Origin of the sequence: Methylosinus sporium, assembly GCF_003113265.1 — a bacterium.
In the GTDB taxonomy this organism is placed as follows: Bacteria; Pseudomonadota; Alphaproteobacteria; order Rhizobiales; family Beijerinckiaceae; genus Methylosinus; species Methylosinus sporium.
Window position 1 is genome coordinate 22,919 of the sequence record NZ_PUIV01000019.1, and the last position, 24,392, is coordinate 47,310.

Below are 24,392 nucleotides of genomic sequence, written 5' to 3' on the forward strand. Positions count from 1 at the left end.
GCCGATGTACGGCCTGACGAAATTGAGCCGGGGATAAGAAACAAGCCAGTAATATCACCGTGGCGGCGACGAGTCGATCGCTTCGCTCGCCGCGCGTCGGCATTTCGCAATTGGTCGATCCGCGCGGCTCACACCGCGACGGAGTGTCGTGCGGCCTTGGCTTCGAGATAGGCGTCGAATGCGGCCGCGGCCAGACGCGCGAACGGACGGCCGCGTGGCGCGATGGTGAGACGGCGTCCGTCGAGCGCGACGAGGCCTTCGTCGAGCAGAGTCGAAAGACGCGGCACGGCGTCGTCGAACGCATCCTCGCGGAAATCATGCGCTGCGGCGATCGCGCCGAAATCGACTGAAAAATCGCACATCAATCGCTCGATGACGGCGCCGCGCGCTCTGTCTTCCGCGCTGAAGGCGAGGCCGCGCGAAATGGGCAGGCGCTCCGCCTCGACGGAGCGGCGCCAGTTTCCCGTGTCGCCGATATTGCCGATATAGCCTTGCGGCAGACGGCCGATGGAGGAGACGCCGAGTCCGATGAGCGCATCCGCCTCATCGGTCGTGTAGCCTTGGAAATTGCGGCGCAGCCGGCCTTCGCGCGCGGCCTGCGCCATCGTGTCCTGCGGCCGCGCGAAATGATCGAGGCCGATCGCCTCGAAGCCTTCCGCCTCCAGCGTCGCACGCACGGCCTCCGCCTGGGCGAGGCGCTCATTGGCGCCGGCCAGCGCGGCCTGGTCGATCAGCTTTTGATGCACCGCGAACCAAGGCACATGGGCGTAGCCGAAAACGGCGAGACGGCTCGGCGCGAGGCCGGCGGCGAGCTTTGCGGTGCGGATCACATCGTCGACGCTCTGTTCCGGCAGACCGTACATGAGATCGAAATTGATCGCCTCGAGTCCCGCGGCGCGCAGAATGGCGACACAGCGCTCCACCACTTCATAAGGCTGCTCGCGGCCGGCGGCCTTCTGCACATGGGGATTGAAATCCTGCACGCCGAGCGAGACGCGATTGACGCCGGAGACGACCAGCGCGTCGGCGAGCGCGGCGTCGACGAGGCGCGGGTCGAGCTCGATCGCGTGCTCGACGTCGCGGGCGATGTCGAATTGCTCGCCGAGCACATGCGCGACCTCGCGAAAGCGCGAGGGGCCGAGCATACTCGGCGTGCCGCCGCCCCAATGGATCGCGCGCACATGGCGCGCCGGCGTCGAGGCCGCGACCAGCTCGATCTCGCGCAGCAGCGTCTCCTTATAGGAGGTGAGCGGCGCGTCCTGGCGCAGCGCCTTGGTGTGGCAGCCGCAATAGGTGCAGATCGCCGGGCAGAAGGGGACGTGCAGATAGAGCGACAGATTGGCCTGCGGCGAGAGCTCGGCGAGCCAGCACGCGGCCTGATCCGGCCCGACATCCGCGGAAAAATGCGGGGCGGTGGGATAGCTCGTGTAACGCGGCGCCGAGCGTTCGGCGAGAGCGAGAGAGGCGCTGGTCATCTTTGTCGGCTCCGATGGCGAGGGGCGTCGCGGGGCTCCTGGCGCTGTCATTTAGACCTTGCCGGCCGGCTTCGCAAAAGGCTCCTCGCATTCCGTCCCGCTCCGCGCGCCGGCGCGCCGAAATTTCTTCCGTCAGGCTTTGTCTTCGCGCAGGGTGAGCGCAATATCTTTTCACGATTCGCAGACGATTTCCCGGAGCCTTCCATGTCGAAATTTTCCGCAGCCCTCGCCCTGGCCGCGAGCCTCGGCCTCGCTGTCGCGGTCGGACTGCCGACCTTCGCGGCGCCAGCGCTCGCGGCGTCGCAGCCCGGCGCCGCCGGCCGCTACGCGATTCTGCGGGCCGGCGACAAGGACACAGGCTGCATGTTGACGCTCGACGACCGCGCGCGCGGGCCGGGCGGCTTCCGGGCGCAGCTGGCGCCGGCCTGCCGCGACCAGGGCGTGGTGATTTTCGATCCGGTGGGCTGGGCGCTGGAGCGGGGGCGTCTCTCGCTCACCGCCCGCAAGGGCCACAAGGCGCATTTCGAGCTGGAGGCCGATGGGCTCTGGCGCCGCGACTCCAAAGAAGGCAAGCCGCTGTCGCTGCGCCGTCTCTGACGAAAAAGGCCTCCCGGAGGGGAAGTCCGGGAGGCCTGTCCTCGCCGTCGCGCGAGAGGGGGCGGGGAGGCGGCGGCGGGCTTCGGCGCCCCTGGCTACCGGGCGCCGAACTCTTCGAAATCGATCAGTTGCGGAGACCTGCGCGTCAGTTGCAGACCTGCACGCGACGATAGGCGACGACATTGCCCCAATCGTCGAGGACGGGCTGATTGGCCGGATAGCAGCCCGCATAGCCGTAGCCATAGCCATAGCCATAGTGGGGCTGCGAGGCGGCGGCCGCGACCGCTCCGACCGCCAGCGCGCCGAGCACGCCCGCCGCGACCGGGGCGCCCCAGCCATATCCACGATGGCCGCGCCAGCCATAGCCGGCATAGCCATAGCCCGGACGCGCCCAGCCGCCATGGCCCCAGCCGCCGTGATGACCCCATCCGCCGTGGCCCCATCCGCCGTGATGGCCCCAGCCGTCGGCGCGAGCCGGCGTGGCGGCGCCCACAGTCGTCGCGGCGATGACGCCCGCGACCGCGATTGCGGCGATTTTCGTGATATTCGCGCCCATGGACGCTCTCCTTCGCTCGATCGGCCGCGCCGAATGGCGGCCGGCAATTCCCGATGACGAAGGAAAAATTAACGTCCCGAAGCTGAACGGCGCATGGCCGCTTCGTTCATCTGGCCTTCAGGAAAGCGGGAGCCGCATCAGCCGATGCGCTTCCAGCCGTCCATGCCGAGCCGCTCCTGCGGCAGGAAGCGGGCCTTATAGGCCATTTTGCGGGAGCCATCGACCCAATAGCCGAGATAGAGATGCGGCAGGCCGGCGCGCCGCACCCGCTCCACATGGTCGAGAATCATGAAGGCGCCGAGCGAGCGCTCGTCCATCGTCGGATCGTAGAAGGAATAGACCATCGACAATCCATCGGCGAGATAATCGGTGAGGCAGCAGGCGACGAGCCGGTCCGGGCCGCCATTGTCGGCCGGCGTCCGATATTCGATCAGCCGCGTCTCCACATGGCTGTCCTCGACCATCATCTGATAGTCGATCATGCTCATATCGGCCATGCCGCCGTCATTGTGCCTCGCGCCGACATAGGCGCGGAACAGCGCATATTGCTCGGTCACGGCATGGGGGCGGCGCGCCTCGGCGAAGAGATCGGCGTTGCGCCGCGCCACCCGGCGCAAGCCCTTGGATTGCTGGAACTCCTCGACCTTCACGCGCACCGAGACGCAGGCCCGGCAGGTCTCGCAGGCCGGCCGGTAGGCGATGGTCTGCGAGCGTCGGAAGCCCGATTGCGTCAGAGTGTCGTTGAGCGCCGGCGCGCGGCGGCCGATCAAATGGGTAAACACCTTCCGCTCGTCGCGCCCCGGCAGATAGGGGCACGGCGCCGGCGAGGTGAGATAGAATTGCGGCGCGTCGCGGGGCTCTCTCGTCACGCTGGTCTGGTCCTGTCGCGAAATCCGATATACCGCACGCTCCGACGCCTTCCAGCGCGGACAGACGCGGATATTAGAATCGACGTCCGCCGAGCGCCAAGAAGTTTTCGCTCGTCCGCCTCAATCGGCGCGCCGCAGCACGATCACATCGGCCAAAATGTCGTGCAGGCAACGCTTGTCCGGCGTGACGAAGGTGACGAGCAGCAGCGGCGGGAACAGCCAGCTGACATAAAAGAGCACGCCCTGGACGGCGGCGTTGAGAAAGGGCGTCGGCGCGCCATTGGCGAGGCGCACCTCGAGGTCCATGGCGCGCATTCCGGGAGTCGCCCGCCGCCAGCCGGAGACGGTGAGGCCATTGTAGAAGAAGGCGACGAGCGGAAACAACGGCGGCAGCAGCAGGGCCGAGAGGCCTAAGCTGAGCACCAGCAGAGCGAGCCACAGCGCCGCCGAGAGCAGCGCCACGGCGAAGAAATCGAGGCAGACGGCGAAAACGCGCCGCGTGCGCACGCCGGCGAGCGCCTCCCGTGGCGGCAGGCCGGGCGCGACCGGATAGATGCGGCCGTCGCCGCCCGCTTCGTACATCTGCGTATCCTCTCCTCTCGAGCGATCCGCCGATGATGTCGGGGGCGCGCGGATGGGCGTCAAGCTCGAACGGGAGGAAAGCGGGGATTATTTCGCGGCGCGCTTGACGGCGCCGGCCGCGGCTTGGCATGGCTCGCCTTTGCCCTGGACGCGGGAGCCGCGGGTCCTGCGCCCGGGAGTCCGAAAGTCCTCGAAGCCTTCAGGAGAAGATCATGGCCAGCAACAGGGTCGCCGCCCGAGAGATGGAGGCCAGCGCCGGGATCGATCCGACCGGCGAGGTCAATGGCGGGCATTTGCGCTCCTTCATCGAGCGCATCGAGCGGCTCGAGGAGGAAAAGCGCGCCATCGCCGACGATATCAAGGATGTCTATGGCGAGGCCAAGAGCACCGGCTTCGATCCCAAGATCATGCGCAAGATCGTTTCCCTCCGCCGTCAGGACAAGCATAAGCGCGCGGAAGAAGAAGAGATTCTCGAACTCTATATGGCGGCCCTCGGCGAGTGAGCCGCCGGCCTGAGCCTTTGCCGGTAAGCCTTTGTTAACCATAACTCCTTAACGCTCGATTCCATCGCGCCTGCTTCGAACAGGGCGTCCGCGCGAGGGAAAGAGTGGCTTCCGCCAAGTCTCAGAGCCGCGTTGCGGCAACGACGCTGATCGCCTTGTCGCTGGCTGCGCCGGCGGCGCTGGCGCCTTTGCGTCCGGCCGAGGGGCAGACGCTCTCGCCCTCTTCGCTCGACATCGCCCCGCTGCGCGATCTTCCGGCCGTTCCGCCCATACCGGGGGCGGAGGCGGCGCCGCCTTACGTCTCGCAGCCCAATGTTTCGCAGCAGGAGCGGCGGGCGGCCCCGGAGATTTCTCCGGGCGCGCCCAATTATGGATTGCCGCGCGTGCGGGCGCGTCTGCCGAGGCCAAATCCGCCGCCGTCGCCCTTGAAGCCGCCACCGCTCTCTCCGGCGCATCCGCTGCCGCCGCTCGAGCCCTATAAGACCTCGTTCCAGGCCAAGGAGAAGATAAAGCGACAGGCCAAGCTGCGTATGCGCGGCTTCCGCGGCTCGCTGGACCTTCCCGCCGAGCGGCCGCCGCCGCCCAATGTCGCTCTGCCCGCACAAATTCCGGCGCGGCCCAAGCCCAGAATCGAGCCCAACCCTTATGCGCCGCTCGGCCTGGGGATCGGGGCGCTTCGGCTCTACCCCTATGCCGAGCCGAGCTATGGCTATGACACCAATCCCAATCGCGTGACCTCCGACGTCCAGGGCTCGAAATTCTTCCGAGTCGACGCCGGACTGCGGCTGCGCTCGGAATGGATGCGCGACGAGATTCAAGGAAATCTGCGCCTCGGCTATGTCGATTACGCCAGCGTCCAGAACGCCGATCGGCCGGACGGCGCCGGCGACGTCTTCTATCGCTGGGACGTCGCGCGCGACACGAAAGTGAAATTCGAAGGAAAGTTCACGCTCGACACGCAGCGGCCGGGTGCGCCCGGCCTCGTCACCAGCCTGCCCAATGTCGTGGTCGTCAATCGGCCGCTCATCGTGTCGCTGGGCGCGGCGGCGGGCGTGACGCAGAGCTTCGGTCGGCTCGACGCGACGCTGCGCGGCGTCTACGATCGCTGGATCTATCAGAACGCCTATTACAACGACGGCTCGGTGCTCAATCTGATGAGCACGAGCTACAACGCCTATGGACTCAATCCGCGCCTCGCCTATGAGCTCAATCCGTCGATGAAGCCCTATGTCGAGGCGATGATCGACAAGCGCGTCCACGACAGCTGGCTCGATCCTTATGGCTATGCGCGGGACAGCGCGGGCGTTTCCGGCCGCATCGGCAGCACCTTCAAGATCACCGATCTGGTGACGGGCGAGGCCTCCGGCGGCTATGCGCAGCGCGACTACGCCGATCCGCGCCTGCCGCGCCTGCGCGGGCCGATCATCGACGCCGCCATCATCTATACGGCGACGCCGCTCACCACTTTCACGCTGCGCACCGGAACGATGCTCTCGGAGACGACGCTGCAAGGCGCCGCGGGCGTGCTCTCGCGCAATGTCACTTTCGATGTGACCCATGCGATGTTCCGCAATTTCACTATCACCGCGACCGGCAGCTATCAGACCAATAATTATCAGGGCGCGGACACGTTCGAGCAGGTCGGCACGGCGGGCGTGAAGCTCGAATACAAGCTCACCCGCTCCATCGCCATCAGGGGCAGCTATTTCTGGCAGCGTCTCGTCAGCTCGACGGCCAATTCCAATTTTACCGCCAATGTCATCATGGGCGGGCTTCGCTTCGAGCCGTAGCCGCGTTGCGCTCGGCCCATTTCACGCGGCCGACCTCGAGGCCCCAGACGGCGCCGAGATAGATGAAGAAATAGCGCCAATGGTCGATGTCGATCTGCAGCGCCTGCAAAAAGAACACGAACATCGCCGACCAGATGAGCTGCCCCTGCCGCAGATAGGGCGAGCGCGTCAGCGACAGGCGGAAGCCGATGAAAGTCGTCGTCAGCACGAGCCCCAGAAAGGCGAAGCCGCCGAGCCAGCCATTGGAGGCGAAGGCGTTGATGTAGCTATTGTGCGGCTCGAGCCCGAAGGTGAGGCGAAATCTGAGCGGCCCCATGCCGTTGGGACGCTCGACCAGCATGGGCAGCGAGCGCTTCTGATTGCCGAAGCGGCCCGTCGGTCCTTCGTCATAATCCTGCGTCGCCGAAGCGCGCTTGAAGAAGAACTCGCGCACAGAGGGCTCGGTGAGCGCCGCGCCGACCCCCACCGCCACCACGCCGACGACGGCGAGCGCCATGAAGCCGATGCGCAGCCGCATCTTGCGCGAATCCGCCGTCGCCACCGACATGATCGTCATCAGCGCGATCGACACCACCGCCGCGCCCCAGGAGCCGCGCGAGAAAGAGGTGAACAGCGCCGCGCCCGAGAGCGCGAGGCCGGCGAGCGTCACCGGCCAATAGGCCCAGCGGCCGAGTAGCAGGCGCTGCACGAAATAGAGCACGCCCGGCACCATATAGGAGCCGAGCACATTGGGATCCTTGAAGGGCGCCATGGCGCGTCCGTCGAGCGTCATCGTCAATGGATTGCCGAACAGGCCCGCCCAGGAGCCGACGGCGATGACGGCCGCGAGCATGCAGCTCGCCGCATAGCCGCTCATGCAGAGATCGAAGCGCCGCGACGTGTTCTCCGAGAAGAACAGCATATAGAAGACGCCGGTCGTCGAGATGAACAGCGTATGCGTCATGAACTCGACGGGATCGGGCTCGTTCCAATAGGGAATGAGCGAGATGTAGCCGCCGAGCGTCCATAGAACGAGCAGGGCGACGCCCGGCAGAACGGCGCGATGAATGCGCACGCCGCCCAGCACCCAGACGATGAGCGTCAGCAGGATGAGCCCGTCATAGGGCGAAGGCTCGATGAACACCACCGAGCCGGAAAAGGCGGTGATCCAGAACAGCGCATTGAGCAGCCGTGGATAGTTCAATGTCCAACGAGGCTGTGGCGCCGCCGCCGCGGCCTCGGTCATCGCTTGTCCCATATCGGAACGATCCAGGAGGTCGCGCGCCTTGGGGCGCGACGCGCGCGAGGTGAGGACGGCGCCTTGTGAATTTGCTAGCCTCGTCATGGTTAAGAAAGCGTGACCTGAACTTGATAGCGAAGCGACATCATGCGCCCTTGCCGGCCCGCGATGAAACAGCTTCGCTTCTTCCGCTCCCCGCCCGAATCGGGAATTTGCAAGAGATGAACCATCGATTTTCGGCGACGCGCCTCCTGCATGAGAAGCGGCTCGACGGCGCGCTGCTGCGCGCCGCGCAGGCCGAGGGCGAGGCGGTTCTCGCCTCCCTGCACAGCTCACGCGCGGGGCTCAGCGTGCGCGAGGCGGCGCATCGGCTGCGAAGCGTCGGGCTCAATCGCATCGCCCATGAGCGGCGCCCCAGCCTGCTGCGCGAGCTCGCCGGCAGGGCGAAAAATCCGCTCAACGCGCTGCTGCTCGCTCTCGCCGTCGCCTCTTATGCGCTCGGCGATCTGCGCGCTTCGGTCGTCATCGCCGCAATGGTGGTGCTGAGCGTCGGCCTCGCCTTCTTCCAGGAGCACCGCTCCAACGAGGCCGCCGCGCGCTTGCAGGCCATGGTACGCACGCACGCCTCCGTGCGCCGACCAGGCGCGCATACGGCGGATAATTTCGTCGAGGAGCCGATCGAGCGGCTGGCGCCGGGCGATATCGTTCGCCTCTCGGCCGGCGACATGATCCCCGCCGATCTGCGCCTGCTGGAGGCCAAGGACCTGTTCGTCAATCAATCGGCGCTGACCGGCGAATCCATGCCGGTGGAGAAATTCGCGCATGCCGCGCCGGCGAGCGACCCTTTCGCCGCGCAAAATCTCGCGCTGATGGGCGCGAATGTGGTCAGCGGCTATGCGACGGCTATCGTCATCGAGACGGGACGGCGCACCTGCCTCGGCGCGCTCGCCGACAAAATGGCCGGCGCGCGCGTCGAGACGAGCTTCGACAAGGGGCTGACGCGCTTCACTCTGCTGATGATCGTCTTCATGGCGGTGATGGCGCCTGCGGTGTTCGTCATCAATGGCGTCACCAAGGGCGACTGGCTGGAGGCGCTGCTCTTCGCCGTCTCCGTCGCCGTGGGCCTCACGCCCGAAATGCTGCCGATGATCGTGACGGTCAATCTCGCCAAAGGCGCGATCGCCATCGCCAGCAAGAAAGTGATCGTGAAGCGGCTCAACTCTATCCAGAATTTCGGCGCGATGGATGTGCTCTGCACCGACAAGACCGGCACGCTGACGCAGGACCGCATCATATTGAAGCGCCATCTCGACATATTCGGCGAGGAGTCGGACCGCGTTCTCGAATTCGCTTTCCTCAACAGCCATTTTCAATCGGGCTTGAAGAATTTGCTCGATCGCGCCGTGCTCGACCATCACGAATTGGCGACAGCGCTGCGACCCGATCATGAATTCGAGAAGATCGACGAAATTCCTTTCGATTTCGAGCGGCGCCGCCTCTCCGTCGTCGTGCGCCGCGACGACGGCCCGCATCTGCTCATTTGCAAAGGCGCTGTGGAGGAGCTCTTCGCCATTTCTGCGCGCTATGAGACGGAGAAAGATTGCGGCGCGCTCGATCCTTCGCATCTCGAGGCGGCGCAGCGCGAGACCGAGGAGCTGAACGCGGATGGTTTCCGCGTTGTCGCCGTCGCCTATAAGGAGCTGCCGCCGGAGCAGACGAGCTTTTCCGTCGCCGATGAGAGCGCGCTGACGCTGCTCGGCTATATCGCCTTTCTCGATCCGCCCAAGGAGAGCGCGGCGCCGGCCATAGCGGCGCTCGCCAAAGCCGGGGTCGCGGTGAAGATATTGACCGGCGACAATGACATTGTGACGCGCAAGATCTGCAAGGATGTGGGGCTAGAGGTCGGGCGCATCGCGCTCGGGTCGCAGATAGAGTCGATGAGCGAGGAGGATTTGTCGGCTCTCGCTTCGGAGACGAGCGTTTTCGCCAAGCTCTCGCCGCCGCAGAAAGCGCGTGTCATCGATGCGCTGCATCGCAAGGGCCATGTCGTCGGCTATCTCGGCGACGGCATCAATGACGGGCCGGCGCTGAAGGCGGCCGATGTCGGAATTTCGGTCGACACGGCGGTCGACGTCGCCAAGGAGACGGCCGATATCATCTTGCTCGAGAAGAGCCTCGCCGTGCTCGGCGACGGCGTGCTCGAGGGCCGCAAAGTGTTCGCCAACATCACCAAATATATCAAGATGGGCGCGAGCTCGAACTTCGGCAATATGTTCAGCGTGCTCGGCGCGAGCGTGTTCCTGCCCTTTCTGCCGATGACGCCGATACAGGTGCTCACCAATAATCTACTCTATGATTTTTCGCAGACGGCGATCCCGACGGACAATGTCGACGCCGAATATCTCGAGCGGCCGCGCCGCTGGGACATAGACAGTATCGCCAAATTCGTGCTCTGCGTCGGGCCGATCAGCTCGATCTTCGATTATGCGACTTTTGCGCTGATGATCTACGGCTTCGGCGCCTTGGCCGATCCGGCTCTGTTCCAGAGCGGCTGGTTCGTCGAATCGCTGCTGACGCAGACGCTGATCATCCACATCATCCGCACGGCGCGGATTCCCTTCATCGAGAGCCGGGCGAGCAATGCGCTGCTGCTGACGACACTGGTCGTCTGCGTCATCGGCGCGGCGCTGCCCTTTTCGCCCATCGCCGGCGTCTTTGGCTTCACGCCGCTGCCGCTGCTCTATTGGCCGGCGATTTTTTCATTTCTGATCTGCTATTCGGTGCTGGCGCATTTGGTGAAGAGCTGGTTCGTGAAGAAATGGGGAATGTGATGGAGGCGGGAACTTCGTGTTCTATTCCTTCTCCCGCTTGCGGGAGAAGGTGGCCCGACGAAGTCGGGTCGGATGAGGGCTCGCTGCGAATGGGGGCGCGGACGACGAATGACTCGAATGCGATCGTGTGCCCTCATCCGACCCCGCTTCGCGGGGCCACCTTCTCCCACAAGTGGGAGAAGGGGCGCGCGTTCTGCAAGGATTTTGGAGGCGTCATCGCATGACATTCGGCGCGCAGGACGAGACCGTCCGCTTTCTCATGGCGCAGGGCGAAGACGCGCAGACGATCGTCACGCACATCTCGATCGTCGTGCTGACCAAGGAGCGAGTCTATAAGCTCAAGCGCGATGTCGTCTTTCCCTATCTCGATTTCCACACGCCGCAGATTCGCCTCGTAATGTGCGAGCACGAATATGCGCTCAACCGCCGCACGGCGCCGCAGCTCTATCTCGCCGCGCGCCGCATCACGCGCGGGGGCGATGGCGCGCTGTGTTTCGACGGCGATGGCGCGCTCATCGACGCCGTCGTCGAGATGCGGCGCTTCGAGGAAGAAAATCTCCTCGACAATCTCGCCGTCGCCGGCCGTCTCTCTGCGCCGCTCGTCGAGCGTCTCGCCGAGCGCATCGCGCAATTTCACGATGGCGCGGAAGTGATCGAAGAGCGCGGCGGCGCTTTGGTCATGGCTTCGCTGCTCGATCTCGGTGAGGCGAGCTCGCTCGCCAAATCGCCCATTGTCTCGGCGCAGGAGCGCCGTGCGCTCGCCGATGAGCTGCGCGCGGCGGCGCAGACCCATGGCGCGATGCTCGATCGTCGGCGCGACGCCGGCAAGGTGCGGCGTTGCCATGGCGATCTCACCCTGCGCAATATCTGCCTCGTCGACGGCGAGCCGACGCCTTTCGATTGCATCGAATTCTCCGACGATCTTGCGACGATCGATGTGCTCTACGACCTCGCTTTTCTGCTGATGGATCTGCGCCGGCGCGGGCTGGATGCGCTCGCCGCTTTCGCGCTCAATCGCTATCTGGATCATCGCGACGAGGCGGAGGGGCTGCCGCTGCTGCCCTTCTTCATGGCGCTGCGCGCTGCGATCCGCGCCGATGTCGCAGCCGCGCGCGCGCTGGATGCGGACGCAGATCATGCTGCGCTGAATGAGGAGACGCGCGATTATTTCGATCTCGCTCGCGCGCTGCTGCGGCCCGTGACGCCACGCATCGTTGCGATCGGCGGGCTCAGCGGCTCCGGCAAGTCCAGCGTCGCGGCGGCTTTGGCTCCGCTCGTCGGCGCCGCGCCCGGCGCGCGGACGCTCAATAGCGATCGATTGCGCAAAAAGCTGTTCGGCGTCGCGCCCACATCGCCGCTGCCGCAGGAGGCTTATACAGCGGCCGTTTCCGCACGGGTCTATGAGGCGATGCAGAATGAGGCGACGCGCGTCGCCTCGTTCGGCTGGTGCGTCATCGTCGACGCCGTTTACGCGCGCGAGAGCGAGCGCGATGCGCTCGAGGAGGCGGCGCGGCGCGTGGGCGTTTCTTTCGCGGGATTTTGGCTCGAGGCCGACGGGTCGCTTCGTGTCTCGCGCGTTGGCGCGCGGCAGAGCGACGTGTCGGATGCGACGCAGGAGATAGCGGCGCGGCAGCGCAATTATGATCTCGGCGCAATGCGATGGACGCCTATCGACGCTTCGGAGGGGGTGGAGACGATCGCTCGCCGCGTTGCGGCGCTGCTTTGACCGGAAAACCTCATTGTGGCGGCGTCCATTTTCCGGCCATCACCCAGTCCGTGACGTCACGAATGCGCACGCCGCCGGTTCGGCCTGTTGCGCTTGGCCGAAGACGATTCGCGTGAAAATCGATTTGAGCATTCCGAGCAGCAATAGCGGCGGCTGCCATGGCCGGAAGCCTTCCGAACCGAAGCGCTCGGGGAGATCGCTCCCGGAAAAATCGATCGGGTAGAGTTTCGTTATTTCTCGGAACAGAACATCTGCATCGTCTCCGGCGACGCCGAGATCGAAGACGAGGTCGGTGTCGGGGCCGATATCCTCCTCGCGATAGCTGGTCTCTCGGCTCACAACGGCGATGATCCGACGTTGCGCCTCGGCTCTATTCCAGGGAGCGCTCATGGAATCAGCACCGCCGCGCCTTGCAGACGTCCGTCGCGTAAATCCGCGAGCGCTTCATTGGCCGCAGTCAGCGGATAGCGCACGACATGCGTTTCGATTCCGACTTGCGGCGCGAGCGCCAGAAATTCGCGCGCGTCCTCGCGCGTGAGATTGGCGACCGAGACGAGCCGGCGCTCCTCCCACAGCAGAGCATAGGGAAATGAGGGAATGTCGCTCATGTGAATGCCGCCGCAGACGACGGTCCCGCCTTTGCGCACGGCGGCGAGCGCGCGCGGAACCAGCGCGCCGACGGGCGCGAAGATAATGGCGGCGTCGAGCTTTTCCGGCGGCGTCTCGTCGGAGCCGCCGGCCCAGACGGCGCCGAGCGAGAGCGCGAAATCGCGCGCCGCGGCGTCGCCCGGCCGCACGAAGGCGAAGATGCGCCGTCCTCGCGCGATCGCGACTTGCGCGACGATATGCGCCGCGGCGCCGAAACCGTAAATGCCGATGTCGCGCGCGTCGCCCGCCATCTTCAGCGAGCGCCAGCCGATGAGCCCGGCGCAGAGCAGCGGCGCCAGAGCCGCCGCATCGCCATCGGACGGCAGCGGGAAGCAATAGGAAGCGTCGGCGACCGTATGCGTGGCGTAGCCGCCGTCGCGCGTGTAGCCGGTGAAGCGCGGATCGTCGCAGAGATTCTCGCGGCCGCTGGAGCAATAGGGGCAGCAGCCGCAAGTGTGGCCGAGCCAGGGGACGCCGACACGTTCTCCAACAACGAAGCCCGTGACGCCCGCGCCGATCGCCGCCACGCGGCCGACGATCTCATGGCCAGGAACGATCGGCAGCTTCGGATGCTCGAGCTCGCCGTCGACGACATGGAGATCGGTGCGGCAGACGCCGCAGGCCTCGACCTCGAGCAGCAATTCGCCGGCGCCGGGGCGGGGCAGGGGACGGCGCTCGGCCTCGAGTGGCGTTCCTGGCCGGCGCAGGACCATGGCGGTCATTTCCGTCATGTGTCGGCGATCCGCTTGGAGAAGAACATGCGGCTATGGCCGGGCGGGAAATCGGCGATCTCGCCGAAGCGCGTGAAGCCGAAGCGCTCATAGAGCGCCGCAGCGCGCGGGTCGAAGCTGTCGATATAGAGGCCGAGGCAGGTCCGCGTGCGGGCCTCTCCCTCCGCGCGGCGCAGCAGAGCGGTCCCGAGCCCCATGCCGCGACGCTCCGGCGCGACCCATAAATGCCTTATATAGAGCCAGCGCCAGTGGGAGACGCCGTTGAGCCCGCCGATCAGCGCGCCCTTTTCGTCATGGGCGATGGTGGAGAAGGGCGCCTCGTCGCGGGGGCGGAATCTCGCGGCGATCTCGCCGCCGAGCGCCGCCGCGACGGCCGGGCTCTCGCGCGCGAGATCGTGGAAGACGACGGCGAGCGTCTCCGCGGCGGGGGGTGTTTCGGCTAGCGCTTTGTCGGGAGGAGCTTTTTCGATCATGGACCATCTCCCGCAAAGGCGCGCGACGGCTTTATTCTGGGCGCTCGCCATAATTCTCGCAATCGTCCCGTCCGCTCGCGGGCGGGAGGCGGCGCGCCGTCTCGTGGATTATCGGCCTGTCTTTCTCGAATGCCATGGGCCGGCGGGCGAGAAGCGCCTCGCCATTCGCCGCATGAGGCTCGACGGCGAGACGGTCGCGCTGACGGTGGATCCGGCGACGCTGGAGACGAGTCTCGAGGCGGAAAGCGTCTGGCGCTGTCGGGAAACGACAGAGGCGGAGCAGAAGGACACGCGCTTTTTGCGCGCCTTGCGGCCGCGGGCAGGCGATCCCGATGAGCCGCGTCTCGCCGCCGGCCGCAGTCTGTCGATCAGCGCCGGTCTCGGCCATGGGGCGGGGGCGGGCTCTTTTCTCACCGGCGATCTCTGCCCGAGCCGGCGGCCGCTCGACCGCGACTTTCTGCGCCGATTGGCCGAGCTCGTCCCCGGCGCGCCGGTCGCGCTCTCCGTGTCGGGGCTCTGGATCGAGCGCCATGGGGCGGATTTCGACTGGCTGATGGCCGAGGCGGCGAGCGGGACGCTGCGAATCGACTGGGTCGGCCATTCCTACAGCCACCCTTATGTTCCCCGCCTCGCCGATGGGCAGAATTATCTGCTGCGGCCGGGCGTCGATCTCGACGCGGAGATTTTCCGGGTGGAGCGGCTGCTGATCGAGCGCAGCGCGACTCCTTCCGTGTTTTTCCGTTTTCCCGGCCTCGTCGCCGATGCGCGGCTGATGGAGGAGCTGCGCCGCCGCCATCTGATCGCGCTCGGCGCGGACGCCTGGCTGGTGCTGTCGCCGCCGCCGCGGGACGGCTCCATCGTGCTCGTGCATCCCAATGGCAATGAGCCGGCCGGGCTGCGTCTGTTCTCGAGACTGTTGGAGCAGGGCCGGCTGCCGCAGCCGTTCCGGCGGATCGAGGAGGCGCCGGAGTGAGGGGGCTCCCGTCGTATCCGCTTGGGCGCTGTCATTCCGGGCGCTCGCGGAGCGAGCGACCCGGAATCCAGGGGCGTCGCGTAGAGTCGCGTGGTTGCCCTGGATTCCCGGTCGGGCCTTCGGCCCGCCGGGAATGACGCGGGCAGGGGGGCGTTCCGGGGGCGATGTTATTCCGGGCGCTCACAGAGCGAGGGCCGGGAATCCAGGGGCGTCGCGTAGAGTCGGGCGGCTGCCCTGGATTCCCGGTTGGACCTTCGGCTCGCTGGGAATGACGGGCGTTGCGATCAAATCGGTTCACCTGTTGAGATCCTGATAGAGATCACGCCATGTGGGATTGATGCGCTCGATCAATTGCAGCTTCCAGGCCCTGTTCCATTTTTTCAAGCTTTTCTCGCGGGCTATCGCCTCCGTCACATCCGTATAGGACTCGTAGAAGACGAGCATGTCGACCCCATAGCGCGATGTGAACCCCGGCGTGAGCTTCCGCTTATGCTCGAAGACGCGGCGGGAGAGGTTGTTGGTGATCCCGATGTAGAGCGTGCCGTTGCGCTGGCTTGCCAGAATATAGACCCAAAAGAGCCGATCCATCAGCTTTTTCCCCGGATCGAGCCCGCTCCGAAGCTCGAACCGTACCGGTCGCGCCCTTACATTGACAAGGGTTCGGCGGCCTCTTATCTCTCGCCCGTCGTCGCGCCACAGCCGTGAGCGCGAGCGCGCGGCCGCGCCCGCCGACCTTTCGAAAAGAAATTGGCAAATCGAAAGGAACATGTGCGAAAAGGCGGCCTCCGCCGGCTCATCGCCGGAGGCTCATCTAGAAAGGTTTGCGCATGCTCGGCGCTCTCGCCAAGAAGATTTTCGGCTCGGCCAACGACCGCCGGCTCAAGACCTATCAGCCGAAGGTCAAGGCGATCAACGCTTTGGAGCCCGAGCTCGCTGCTTTGTCCGATGAGGCGCTGCGTGGGCGCACCGAAGAGTTCCGCGAACAGCTCGCGAACGGCGCGCGGCTCGACGATTTGCTGGTCCCGGCCTTCGCCACCGTCCGCGAGGCGGCCAAGCGCGTGCTCGGCCAGAGGCATTTCGACGTCCAGCTGATCGGCGGCATGGTGCTGCACGAGGGCGCCATCGCCGAGATGCGCACCGGCGAGGGCAAGACGCTGGTGGCGACGCTCGCGGTTTATCTCAATGCGCTGCCCGGCCGCGGCGTTCATGTCGTCACCGTCAACGACTATCTCGCCCGCCGCGACGCCGAATGGATGGGCCGGGTCTATCGCTTCCTCGGCCTCAGCGTCGGCGTCATCGTCCATGATATTTCGGACGAGGAGCGCGCCGACGCCTACGCCAGCGACATCACCTATGGCACTAATAACGAGTTCGGCTTCGACTATCTGCGCGACAATATGAAATATGAGCTGGCGCAAATGGTGCAGCGCCCGCATGTCTACGCCATCGTCGACGAAGTGGATTCGATCCTCATCGACGAGGCGCGCACGCCGCTCATCATTTCCGGCCATTCCGACGACAAATCCGATCTCTACAACGCCATCGACAGACTGATCCCCAAGCTCGACAAGGAAGATTACGAGCTCGACGAGAAGCAGCGCACCGTCAATCTGACGGAGGCCGGCAATGAGCATATGGAGGAGCTGCTGGCCGAGGCCGGCGTGCTCGCCGACGGCGCGCTCTACGAGGCGCAGAACGTCACGCTCGTGCACCACGTCAATCAGGGCTTGCGCGCGCACAAGCTGTTCCAGCGCGACAAGGATTACATCGTCCGCAAGGGCGAGGTCGTCATCATCGACGAGTTCACCGGCCGTATGATGCCGGGCCGGCGCTATTCGGAAGGGCTGCATCAGGCGCTCGAGGCCAAGGAGCGGCAGACGGTCCAGCCGGAGAACGTCACCCTCGCCTCCATCACCTTCCAGAATTATTTCCGCCTCTATGAGAAGCTCGCCGGCATGACCGGCACGGCCTCGACGGAAGCCGACGAATTCGCCGAGATCTACAAGCTCGACGTCATCGAAATCCCGACCAACCGTCCGGTGCAGCGCATCGACGAGGACGACGAGGTCTATCGCACCGGCCGCGAGAAGCTCGACGCCATCGCGAGCGAGATCGAGGCGGCGAACGCCAAAATGCAGCCGCTGCTCGTCGGCACGACGTCGATCGAGAAATCCGAGCAGCTCGCCGAATTCCTGCTCTCCAAGGGCTATAAGCAGATCGACTTCTCCGAGCCGACAAAGGCGCTCGCCAAGCTCTATGAGGCGGCGCGCAGCGGCCAGCCGTCGCGGCAGTTCGCCGTGCTCAACGCGCGCTTCCACGAGCAGGAAGCCTATATCGTCGCCGAGGCCGGCGTGCCGGGCGCGATCACCATCGCCACCAACATGGCCGGCCGCGGCACCGACATTCAGCTCGGCGGCAATATAGAGATGCGCGTTGCGCAGGAATGCGCCGGCCTCGAGGGCGCCGCCCGCGAGGCGAAGGAGGCCGAGATTCGCGCCGAGATCGCCGAATTCAAGGAGAAAGCGCTCGTCGCCGGCGGCCTCTACATCATCGGCACGGAGCGGCACGAGAGCCGCCGCATCGACAATCAGCTGCGCGGCCGCTCGGGCCGTCAGGGCGATCCCGGCCGCTCGAAGTTCTTCCTGTCGCTGCAGGACGATCTCATGCGCATCTTCGGCTCCGAGCGCATGGAGTCGATGCTGGTGAAGCTCGGCCTGCAGGAGGGCGAGGCGATCGTCCATCCCTGGATCAACAAGGCGCTGGAGAAGGCGCAGCACAAGGTCGAGGCGCGCAACTTCGACATCCGCAAGAACATTCTCAAGTTCGACAATGTCATGAACGACCAGCGCAAGGTGATCTTCGAGCGCCGGCGCGAGATCATGGCGGAGGAGAGCGTCGCGGAGGCGGTCAACGAGATGCGCGAGGATGTCGTCGCCGAGCTCGTCGCCAAGCATATTCCGCATGACGCCTATGCCGAGGCCTGGGACGCCGAGGGCCTCGCCGAGGCGGCGCGCGCGCAGCTCAATCTCGATCTGCCGATCGAGGATTGGGCGAAGGAAGAAGGCATAGCCGACGAGGAGATCAAGGAGCGCCTGCTCGCCGCGGCGAACCAGTCCTACGCCGAGCGCGTCGAGCGCAACACCGAGCAGCTCTCGCGCATGATCGAGAAGCAGGTGGTGCTGCAGGCGCTCGATCATTTGTGGCGCGACCATCTCGTCGTGCTCGATCATCTCCGCCAGGTGATCGGCTGGCGCGGCATGGCGCAGCGCGATCCGCTCAACGAATACAAGTCCGAGGCGCTGGAGCTGTTCCGCAGCCTGATGACGCATTGGGACGAGACCGTCACTTCGCAGCTGATGCGGGTCGAGGTCTCCTTCGAGGCGCCGCCGGCTCCGGCCGAATTGCCGCCCATGGAATATGTCCATCCGGATCCGACCGCCGCCGGCGGCGGCGAGAGCGCGCTCGCCGAGCTCAACGCCCGGCTCGCGGCCACCGATTTCTCGTCGTCGGCGATGGTCGGCGGCGCGGTGGCGGAGGCCGATGCCGTGCGCGATCCCGCCAATCCCGCGACATGGGGCAAGGTCGGCCGCAACGAGGCCTGCCCCTGCGGCTCGGGCAAGAAGTTCAAGCACTGCCACGGCGCATTGGTGTGAAGAGAGGCAGGGGGCAATAGGCAGTCGGCAGTCGGACGAACGACCGCTCCACCGCCGCCCGATTGCCCACTGCTATTGCCTTTCCATAGGAGCCCTCGTGTCGAAGATCGATTTCTCCAAGGTCCTCATCGCGCAAGGCGGCGGACCGACCGCCGTCATCAATCAGTCTCTCGTCGGCGCCGTGCTGGAGTCGCGCAAGTTCCGTACGGTCGAGCGCATCTATGGCGCCTATCATGGCGTGCGCGGAATCGTGAATGAGGATTTTGTCGATCTGACGCAGGAGACGACGCATAATCTCGAGATGGTCGCCTGCACGCCCTCCTCGGCGCTGGGCTCGACGCGCGACAAGCCCGATCTCAAATATTGCCACGAGATCTTCGAGGTGCTGCGCGCGCATGAGATCGGCTGCTTCTTCTACATAGGCGGCAATGACAGCTCCGACACGGTGCGCATCGTCTCCGAGGAAGCCATCAAGGCCGATTATCCGCTGCGCGTCGTGCATATTCCGAAGACGATCGACAATGATCTGATGATCAATGATCACACGCCGGGCTTTCCCTCGGCGGCGCGCTGGGTGGCGCAGGCCTTCGCCGGCGCCAATCTCGACAATTGGGCGCTGCCCGGCGTCTATATCGCCGTGGTCATGGGCCGCCATGCGGGCTTTCTCACCGCGGCTTCCGCGCTCGGCAAGAAATTCCCCGATGACGGGCCGCATCTCATCTATGTTCCCGAGCGCGTCTTCGACACGGAGCGTTTCCTCGCCGACGTCAAAGCGACGATGGACAAATATGGGCGCTGCGTCGTGGCGGTCTCGGAGGGAATCTCCGATGAGAACCACACGCCGATCGCGGTCAAGCTCGCCGAGCAAGTGGAGAAGGACGCGCATGGCAATGTGCATCTGGGCGGCGGCGCTCTCGCCGATATGCTGACCGAGCTCGTCAAGACGAAGCTCGGCTTGAAGCGCGTGCGCGCCGACACTTTCGGCTATGTGCAGCGCAGCTTCGTCGGCTGCGTCTCCGATGTGGATCAGCGCGAGGCGCGCGAGGTCGGCGAGAAGGCGGTGCAGTTCGCGCTCTGGGGCGATCGCGACGGCTCCGTGACGATACACCGCACGGGATTCTACTCTGTGGATTATCGGCTCACGCCGCTCTTGGAGGTCGCCGGCAAGACCAAGGTGATGCCGGCCGAGTTTCTGACCGCGGATGGCACGGATGTCACTGACGCCTTCCGGCTTTATCTGCGTCCTCTGCTCGGCTCGGGAATGCCGGATGCGTACAGGCTCCGCTTGAATCCTGTCGCCAAAAAACTGAGAACGTAACGTCTCGAGACTGTCGCACATTTGGCGACGCCCTGGGTCAAGAGCTTGATTTCCAGGGAATTTACTCTTTAGAAGGGGGAGGCGCCGAGAAAAGGCGCAGGCCCTCTTCCCAAGGCGCGATTCTTGCTTGATTTATATGCGGGCGTCGTGGTTGCATTGCGGGCCGGGACTTATAGACTGGCATCCGCGGTAGACGCCGGAGGCTGGGGGACGGGGGAGAGCGGCGGGCCAGGGCCTGTTTGCACCTTTTGTTAGGCCCTCGCTGATATCGAGTGAGGTTGGTTCGATTCGCCACAGCGGGCCGATCGGTCAGGAGACGAGACATGAGCAAGGTCGGCAGCAGCGATTCGAAGAACACGCTCTACTGCTCATTTTGTGGCAAGAGCCAGCATGAGGTGCGCAAGCTCATCGCCGGTCCGACGGTTTTCATCTGCGACGAATGCGTCGAGCTCTGCATGGACATCATCCGCGAGGAGAACAAGTCCATCGTCAAGCAGCGCGACGGCATTCCGACGCCGCGCGAGATCTGCAAGGTCCTCGACGATTATGTGATCGGCCAGGCGCAGGCCAAGCGAGTGCTCTCGGTCGCCGTGCACAATCACTACAAGCGTCTCAATCACGCCGCCAAGCATGGCGACGTCGAGCTGGCGAAATCCAATATTCTGCTGATCGGCCCGACCGGCGTCGGCAAGACGATGCTGGCGCAGACGCTGGCGCGCATCCTCGACGTGCCCTTCACAATGGCCGATGCAACGACACTCACCGAAGCGGGCTATGTCGGCGAGGATGTCGAGAACATCATCCTCAAGCTGCTGCAGGCCTCCGACTATAATGTCGAGCGCGCGCAGCGCGGCATCGTCTATGTCGACGAGATCGACAAGATCTCGCGCAAGTCCGACAATCCGTCGATCACGCGCGATGTGTCGGGCGAGGGCGTGCAGCAGGCGCTGCTGAAGATCATGGAAGGCACCATCGCCTCCGTGCCGCCGCAGGGCGGGCGCAAGCATCCGCAGCAGGAGTTTTTGCAGGTCGACACGACCAACATTCTCTTCATCTGCGGCGGCGCCTTCGCCGGTCTCGAGAAGATCATCTCCTCGCGCGGCCGCGGCACCTCCATCGGCTTCGGCGCCAATGTGCAGGCGCCGGACGAGCGCCGCACCGGCGACATCTTCCGCCATGTGCAGCCCGAGGATCTGCTGAAGTTCGGATTGATTCCCGAATTCGTCGGCCGTCTGCCGGTGATCGCGACGCTCGAGGATCTCGACGAGGAGGCGCTGAAGCGCATCCTCACCGAGCCGAAGAATGCGCTGGTCAAGCAGTATCAGCGGCTGTTCGAGATGGAGAGCACCGAGCTCACCTTCCAGGACGAGGCGCTCTCTTCCGTCGCCCGCAAGGCGATCGAGCGTCACACCGGCGCGCGCGGCCTTCGCTCCATTATGGAAGGCATTCTGCTCGACACCATGTTCGAGCTGCCGGGCCTCGAGGGCGTCGAGCAGGTCGTCATCGGCCCCGAGGTCGTCGAAGGCAAGGCGCGTCCGCTCTACATTTACGCAGAGCGCAACGAGAAGAGCGGCGGCGCGAGCGCCTGACGCTTTTTTGGGCGGGAGAGCGCGATCTTTTTCGCAGCTCCCGCCCAACCTGCTACATGCGTCTGATTTTTCAGTATCTTGAATCGTTCTGCCACTAGGCCCATTTGTTGCGTAATCGCCTTCGACGCCGTTCGTGCGTGAGCGGGTCTCTTAAGAAGGCGGATTTCCGCCGGATTGTCGGGCCTGGAACTTGCAAGCGTCCCTTTAACGTCAGAAGCGTCCCTTTGCGTCAGAGCGTCGCCTCGCCCCGCTTCCCCCGCGGGGAGCGAAACGGAACAGGAAAAAAGACATGACGAACGAAAAGCGCAATTCCATCGTTCCCGGCGCAATCGAGAGTTATCCGGTTCTGCCGCTGCGCGACATAGTGGTCTTTCCGCATATGATCGTTCCGCTCTTCGTCGCACGCGACAAGTCGATCCGCGCGCTGGAAGAGGTGACGAAGTCCGAGCGGCTCATTCTGCTCGCGACGCAGAAGAATGCGGGCGACGACGATCCGGCTCCCGACGCGATCTATTCCATCGGCACGCTCGCTTCCGTGCTGCAGCTGCTGAAGCTGCCCGACGGCACTGTCAAAGTGCTGGTGGAAGGCGTCGGCCGCGCCAAGGTGCGCAACTACACCCGCGTCGATGAATATCACGAGGCCGACGCCGAGGCGCTCGGCGACGAGATCGATCAGCCCGTCGAGGTAGAGGCGCTCGGCCGCTCCGTCATCGCCGAGTTCGACTCTTATGTGAAGCTCAACAAGAAGGTCTCGCCGGAGATCGCCGCTGCGGTCACGCAGATCGACGATTTCTCCAAGCTCGCCGACACGGTCGCCTCGCATCTCTCGGTGAAGATCGCCGAGAAGCAGGATGTTCTGGAGACGATCGCCGTCGCCAAGCGCCTGGAGAAATGCCTCGCGCTGATGGAGAGCGAGATCTCCGTGCTGCAGGTGGAGAAGCGCATCCGCACGCGCGTCAAGCGCCAGATGGAGAAGACGCAGCGCGAGTATTATCTCAACGAGCAGATGAAGGCGATCCAGAAGGAGCTGGGCGACGAGGACGGCAAGGACGATCTCGCCGAGCTCGAGGAGCGCATCAAGAACACCAAGCTCTCCAAGGAGGCGCGCGACAAGGCCGTCGCCGAGTTCAAGAAGCTGCGCCAGATGTCGCCCATGTCCGCGGAAGCGACGGTGGTGCGCAATTATCTCGACTGGCTGCTGGCGCTGCCCTGGGGCAAGAAGTCCAAGATCAAGCGCGATCTCGAGGCGGCGCAGAGCGTGCTCGACGCCGATCATTTCGGCCTCGAGAAGGTCAAGGAGCGCATTCTCGAATATCTCGCCGTGCAGAGCCGCGCCAATAAGCTGACCGGCCCGATCCTGTGCCTCGTCGGCCCGCCCGGCGTCGGCAAGACCTCGCTCGGCAAGTCGATCGCCAAGGCCACGGGCCGCGAGTTCGTGCGCATGTCGCTCGGCGGCGTGCGCGACGAGGCGGAGATTCGCGGCCATCGCCGCACCTATATCGGCTCCATGCCCGGCAAGATCATCCAGTCGATGCGCAAGGCGAAGACGTCCAATCCGCTCTTCCTGCTCGACGAGATCGATAAGATGGGCATGGACTTCCGCGGCGATCCGTCGTCCGCCCTGCTCGAAGTGCTCGATCCCGAGCAGAACGCGACTTTCGCGGATCACTATCTCGAGGTCGATTACGATCTGTCCAATGTCATGTTCGTGACGACGTCGAACACGTTGAACATCCCTGCGCCTCTGATGGACCGCATGGAGCTCATCCGCATCGCCGGCTATACGGAAGACGAGAAGGCCGAGATCGCGCGCAAGCATCTCATTCCGAATGCTGTGAAGAAGCACGGCCTCGCCGCCGACGAATGGTCGATCGATGATGAGGCGCTGCTGACGCTGGTGCGCCGCTATACGCGGGAAGCCGGCGTGCGCAATCTCGAGCGCGAGATATCCAATCTCGCCCGCAAGGCGGTGAAGGAAATTCTGCTCTCCAAGGAGAAGGGCAAGAAGGTCTTTGTCACCAATGACAACATCACCGATTATCTCGGCGTGCATAAGTTCCGCTACGGCGAGGCGGAGCTCGAGGATCAGGTGGGCGTCGTCACCGGCCTCGCGGTCACCGGCGTCGGCGGCGAGCTGCTGACGATCGAGGGCGTGATGATGCCCGGCAAGGGCAAGATGACCGTCACCGGCAATCTGCAGGATGTGATGAAGGAGTCGATCTCCGCCGCCGCATCTTACGTGCGCTCCCGCGCCGTCGATTTCGGCATAGAACCGCCTCTGTTCGACCGCCGCGACATCCATGTGCATGTGCCGGAAGGCGCGACGCCCAAGGACGGCCCCTCGGCCGGCACGGCGATGGCCACGACGATCGTCTCGATCCTCACCGGCATTCCGGTGCGCCGCGACATCGCCATGACCGGCGAGATCACGCTGCGCGGTCGCGTGCTGCCGATCGGCGGCTTGAAGGAGAAGCTGCTGGCGGCGCTGCGCGGCGGCCTCAAGAAGGTGCTGATCCCGGAAGAGAACGCCAAGGATCTGGCCGATATTCCGGACTCGGTGAAGAATGGCCTCGAGGTCGTGCCGGTCTCGCGAATGGACGAGGTGCTCGCTCATGCGCTCGTGCGTCAGCCGACGCCGATCGTCTGGGAGGAGCCCGCGGCTCAGATCGCCAAGACAGTTGTCGAGGACGACGCGGCCGGCGTGCGCGCCCACTGAAGGCTCCGGCCCCTCGCCTGCGGCTTTGCCGCGGGGGAGGGGCCGCCCGGCCTCGCGCCAGTCCGCGCAACGCCCGGGTTTCCGCCCCTTTCCAGCGCATCTTGCCCTCAGGCGCCCGGAATTCCAGGGATTCCGGCGTCGCG

19 protein-coding genes are annotated in these 24,392 nt (G+C 65.0%); 10 read left to right on the forward strand and 9 right to left on the reverse strand.

Going from position 1 to position 24,392, the window contains the following annotated elements; genetic code table 11:
• Positions 1 to 128 precede the first annotated feature (128 nt).
• Positions 129 to 1,475, reverse strand: a complete 1,347-nt coding sequence (hemN, locus tag C5689_RS12410; RefSeq protein ID WP_108917585.1) for an oxygen-independent coproporphyrinogen III oxidase — start codon at positions 1,473 to 1,475, stop codon at positions 129 to 131.
• Positions 1,476 to 1,679: 204 nt separating this feature from the next.
• Here hemN and C5689_RS12415 point away from each other — a divergent pair, with 204 nt between their 5' ends.
• Positions 1,680 to 2,072, forward strand: a complete 393-nt coding sequence (locus C5689_RS12415) for an AprI/Inh family metalloprotease inhibitor (RefSeq protein ID WP_108917586.1) — start codon at positions 1,680 to 1,682, stop codon at positions 2,070 to 2,072.
• 145 nt (positions 2,073 to 2,217) lie between these two features.
• Here C5689_RS12415 and C5689_RS12420 read toward each other — a convergent pair whose 3' ends face one another.
• The 3 genes from C5689_RS12420 to C5689_RS12430 form a co-directional block, all read right to left on the reverse strand.
• Positions 2,218 to 2,628: a hypothetical protein gene (locus C5689_RS12420; protein ID WP_108917587.1), complete on the reverse strand. Its 411-nt coding sequence runs from the start codon at positions 2,626 to 2,628 to the stop codon at positions 2,218 to 2,220.
• A gap of 137 nt (positions 2,629 to 2,765) precedes the next feature.
• Entirely contained in the window at positions 2,766 to 3,497 is a 732-nt protein-coding gene (locus C5689_RS12425) for an arginyltransferase (protein WP_108917588.1), read from the reverse strand.
• Between the two features lie 120 nt (positions 3,498 to 3,617).
• Entirely contained in the window at positions 3,618 to 4,079 is a 462-nt protein-coding gene (locus C5689_RS12430; RefSeq protein WP_108917589.1) for an RDD family protein, read from the reverse strand.
• A gap of 242 nt (positions 4,080 to 4,321) precedes the next feature.
• Here C5689_RS12430 and C5689_RS12435 point away from each other — a divergent pair, with 242 nt between their 5' ends.
• Both C5689_RS12435 and C5689_RS12440 read left to right on the forward strand, forming a co-directional pair.
• Complete coding sequence (locus C5689_RS12435) at positions 4,322 to 4,582, forward strand: DUF2312 domain-containing protein (protein WP_108917590.1); 261 nt, start codon at positions 4,322 to 4,324, stop codon at positions 4,580 to 4,582.
• Positions 4,583 to 4,686: 104 nt separating this feature from the next.
• A complete protein-coding gene (locus tag C5689_RS12440) occupies positions 4,687 to 6,372 on the forward strand; it encodes an outer membrane beta-barrel protein (protein ID WP_108917591.1) in 1,686 nt (561 codons plus the stop codon).
• Here the strand turns inward: C5689_RS12440 and C5689_RS12445 are convergent.
• The gene (locus C5689_RS12445; RefSeq protein ID WP_108917592.1) at positions 6,344 to 7,696 is read right to left on the reverse strand and encodes an O-antigen ligase family protein; all 1,353 of its coding nucleotides are present in this window, start codon (positions 7,694 to 7,696) and stop codon (positions 6,344 to 6,346) included. The two genes, C5689_RS12440 and C5689_RS12445, sit on opposite strands and share 29 nt — an antisense overlap.
• A 116-nt stretch (positions 7,697 to 7,812) precedes the next feature.
• Here C5689_RS12445 and mgtA point away from each other — a divergent pair, with 116 nt between their 5' ends.
• Positions 7,813 to 10,422: a magnesium-translocating P-type ATPase gene (mgtA, locus tag C5689_RS12450; protein WP_244594684.1), complete on the forward strand. Its 2,610-nt coding sequence runs from the start codon at positions 7,813 to 7,815 to the stop codon at positions 10,420 to 10,422.
• A gap of 220 nt (positions 10,423 to 10,642) precedes the next feature.
• Entirely contained in the window at positions 10,643 to 12,148 is a 1,506-nt protein-coding gene (locus tag C5689_RS12455) for a bifunctional aminoglycoside phosphotransferase/ATP-binding protein (RefSeq protein WP_108917594.1), read from the forward strand.
• A gap of 39 nt (positions 12,149 to 12,187) precedes the next feature.
• On the opposite strand, the gene C5689_RS12460 is transcribed toward C5689_RS12455, so the two are convergent.
• From C5689_RS12460 to C5689_RS12470, 3 genes are read right to left on the reverse strand one after another with little or no spacing between them, the layout of a single operon-like run.
• A complete protein-coding gene (locus C5689_RS12460; RefSeq protein WP_108917595.1) occupies positions 12,188 to 12,538 on the reverse strand; it encodes an acyl carrier protein in 351 nt (116 codons plus the stop codon).
• On the reverse strand, positions 12,535 to 13,518 hold the full coding sequence (locus C5689_RS12465) for a zinc-dependent alcohol dehydrogenase family protein (protein WP_108917625.1): 984 nt from the start codon (positions 13,516 to 13,518) through the stop codon (positions 12,535 to 12,537). Before C5689_RS12465 ends, C5689_RS12460 begins: the two co-directional genes overlap by 4 nt.
• A 5-nt stretch (positions 13,519 to 13,523) precedes the next feature.
• Positions 13,524 to 14,000 carry a GNAT family N-acetyltransferase gene (locus C5689_RS12470; protein ID WP_108917596.1) on the reverse strand — a complete coding sequence of 159 codons (477 nt, stop codon included), beginning with the start codon at positions 13,998 to 14,000 and terminating at the stop codon, positions 13,524 to 13,526.
• Here C5689_RS12470 and C5689_RS12475 point away from each other — a divergent pair.
• A complete protein-coding gene (locus C5689_RS12475; protein WP_108917597.1) occupies positions 13,999 to 14,973 on the forward strand; it encodes a polysaccharide deacetylase family protein in 975 nt (324 codons plus the stop codon). The two genes, C5689_RS12470 and C5689_RS12475, sit on opposite strands and share 2 nt — an antisense overlap.
• A gap of 294 nt (positions 14,974 to 15,267) precedes the next feature.
• On the opposite strand, the gene C5689_RS12480 is transcribed toward C5689_RS12475, so the two are convergent.
• Complete coding sequence (locus C5689_RS12480) at positions 15,268 to 15,561, reverse strand: GIY-YIG nuclease family protein (protein WP_108917598.1); 294 nt, start codon at positions 15,559 to 15,561, stop codon at positions 15,268 to 15,270.
• 239 nt (positions 15,562 to 15,800) lie between these two features.
• Between C5689_RS12480 and secA the strand changes: the two genes are divergently transcribed.
• The 4 genes from secA (at position 15,801) to lon (ending at position 24,249) form a co-directional block, all read left to right on the forward strand.
• On the forward strand, positions 15,801 to 18,626 hold the full coding sequence (secA, locus tag C5689_RS12485) for a preprotein translocase subunit SecA (RefSeq protein ID WP_108917599.1): 2,826 nt from the start codon (positions 15,801 to 15,803) through the stop codon (positions 18,624 to 18,626).
• A gap of 97 nt (positions 18,627 to 18,723) precedes the next feature.
• The gene (locus C5689_RS12490) at positions 18,724 to 19,944 is read left to right on the forward strand and encodes a 6-phosphofructokinase (protein WP_108917600.1); all 1,221 of its coding nucleotides are present in this window, start codon (positions 18,724 to 18,726) and stop codon (positions 19,942 to 19,944) included.
• 323 nt (positions 19,945 to 20,267) lie between these two features.
• Positions 20,268 to 21,533, forward strand: coding sequence for an ATP-dependent Clp protease ATP-binding subunit ClpX (gene clpX, locus C5689_RS12495; protein ID WP_018266556.1), 1,266 nt, complete (start codon positions 20,268 to 20,270; stop codon positions 21,531 to 21,533).
• A gap of 289 nt (positions 21,534 to 21,822) precedes the next feature.
• Positions 21,823 to 24,249, forward strand: coding sequence for an endopeptidase La (lon, locus tag C5689_RS12500; protein ID WP_108917601.1), 2,427 nt, complete (start codon positions 21,823 to 21,825; stop codon positions 24,247 to 24,249).
• The last annotated feature ends 143 nt before the right edge of the window (positions 24,250 to 24,392 follow it).

Coding starts and splice junctions, on each gene's coding strand:
- hemN (WP_108917585.1), bottom strand. CDS start 1,475: ATGACCAGCGCCTCTCTCGCTCTCGCCGAACGCTCGGCGCCGCGTTAC.
- C5689_RS12460 (WP_108917595.1), bottom strand. CDS start 12,538: ATGAGCGCTCCCTGGAATAGAGCCGAGGCGCAACGTCGGATCATCGCC.
- C5689_RS12430 (WP_108917589.1), bottom strand. CDS start 4,079: ATGTACGAAGCGGGCGGCGACGGCCGCATCTATCCGGTCGCGCCCGGC.
- clpX (WP_018266556.1), top strand. CDS start 20,268: ATGAGCAAGGTCGGCAGCAGCGATTCGAAGAACACGCTCTACTGCTCA.
- C5689_RS12415 (WP_108917586.1), top strand. CDS start 1,680: ATGTCGAAATTTTCCGCAGCCCTCGCCCTGGCCGCGAGCCTCGGCCTC.
- C5689_RS12470 (WP_108917596.1), bottom strand. CDS start 14,000: ATGATCGAAAAAGCTCCTCCCGACAAAGCGCTAGCCGAAACACCCCCC.
- C5689_RS12480 (WP_108917598.1), bottom strand. CDS start 15,561: ATGGATCGGCTCTTTTGGGTCTATATTCTGGCAAGCCAGCGCAACGGC.
- C5689_RS12435 (WP_108917590.1), top strand. CDS start 4,322: ATGGAGGCCAGCGCCGGGATCGATCCGACCGGCGAGGTCAATGGCGGG.
- mgtA (WP_244594684.1), top strand. CDS start 7,813: ATGAACCATCGATTTTCGGCGACGCGCCTCCTGCATGAGAAGCGGCTC.
- C5689_RS12445 (WP_108917592.1), bottom strand. CDS start 7,696: ATGACGAGGCTAGCAAATTCACAAGGCGCCGTCCTCACCTCGCGCGCG.
- C5689_RS12475 (WP_108917597.1), top strand. CDS start 13,999: ATGGACCATCTCCCGCAAAGGCGCGCGACGGCTTTATTCTGGGCGCTC.
- secA (WP_108917599.1), top strand. CDS start 15,801: ATGCTCGGCGCTCTCGCCAAGAAGATTTTCGGCTCGGCCAACGACCGC.
- C5689_RS12455 (WP_108917594.1), top strand. CDS start 10,643: ATGACATTCGGCGCGCAGGACGAGACCGTCCGCTTTCTCATGGCGCAG.
- lon (WP_108917601.1), top strand. CDS start 21,823: ATGACGAACGAAAAGCGCAATTCCATCGTTCCCGGCGCAATCGAGAGT.
- C5689_RS12465 (WP_108917625.1), bottom strand. CDS start 13,518: ATGACCGCCATGGTCCTGCGCCGGCCAGGAACGCCACTCGAGGCCGAG.
- C5689_RS12420 (WP_108917587.1), bottom strand. CDS start 2,628: ATGGGCGCGAATATCACGAAAATCGCCGCAATCGCGGTCGCGGGCGTC.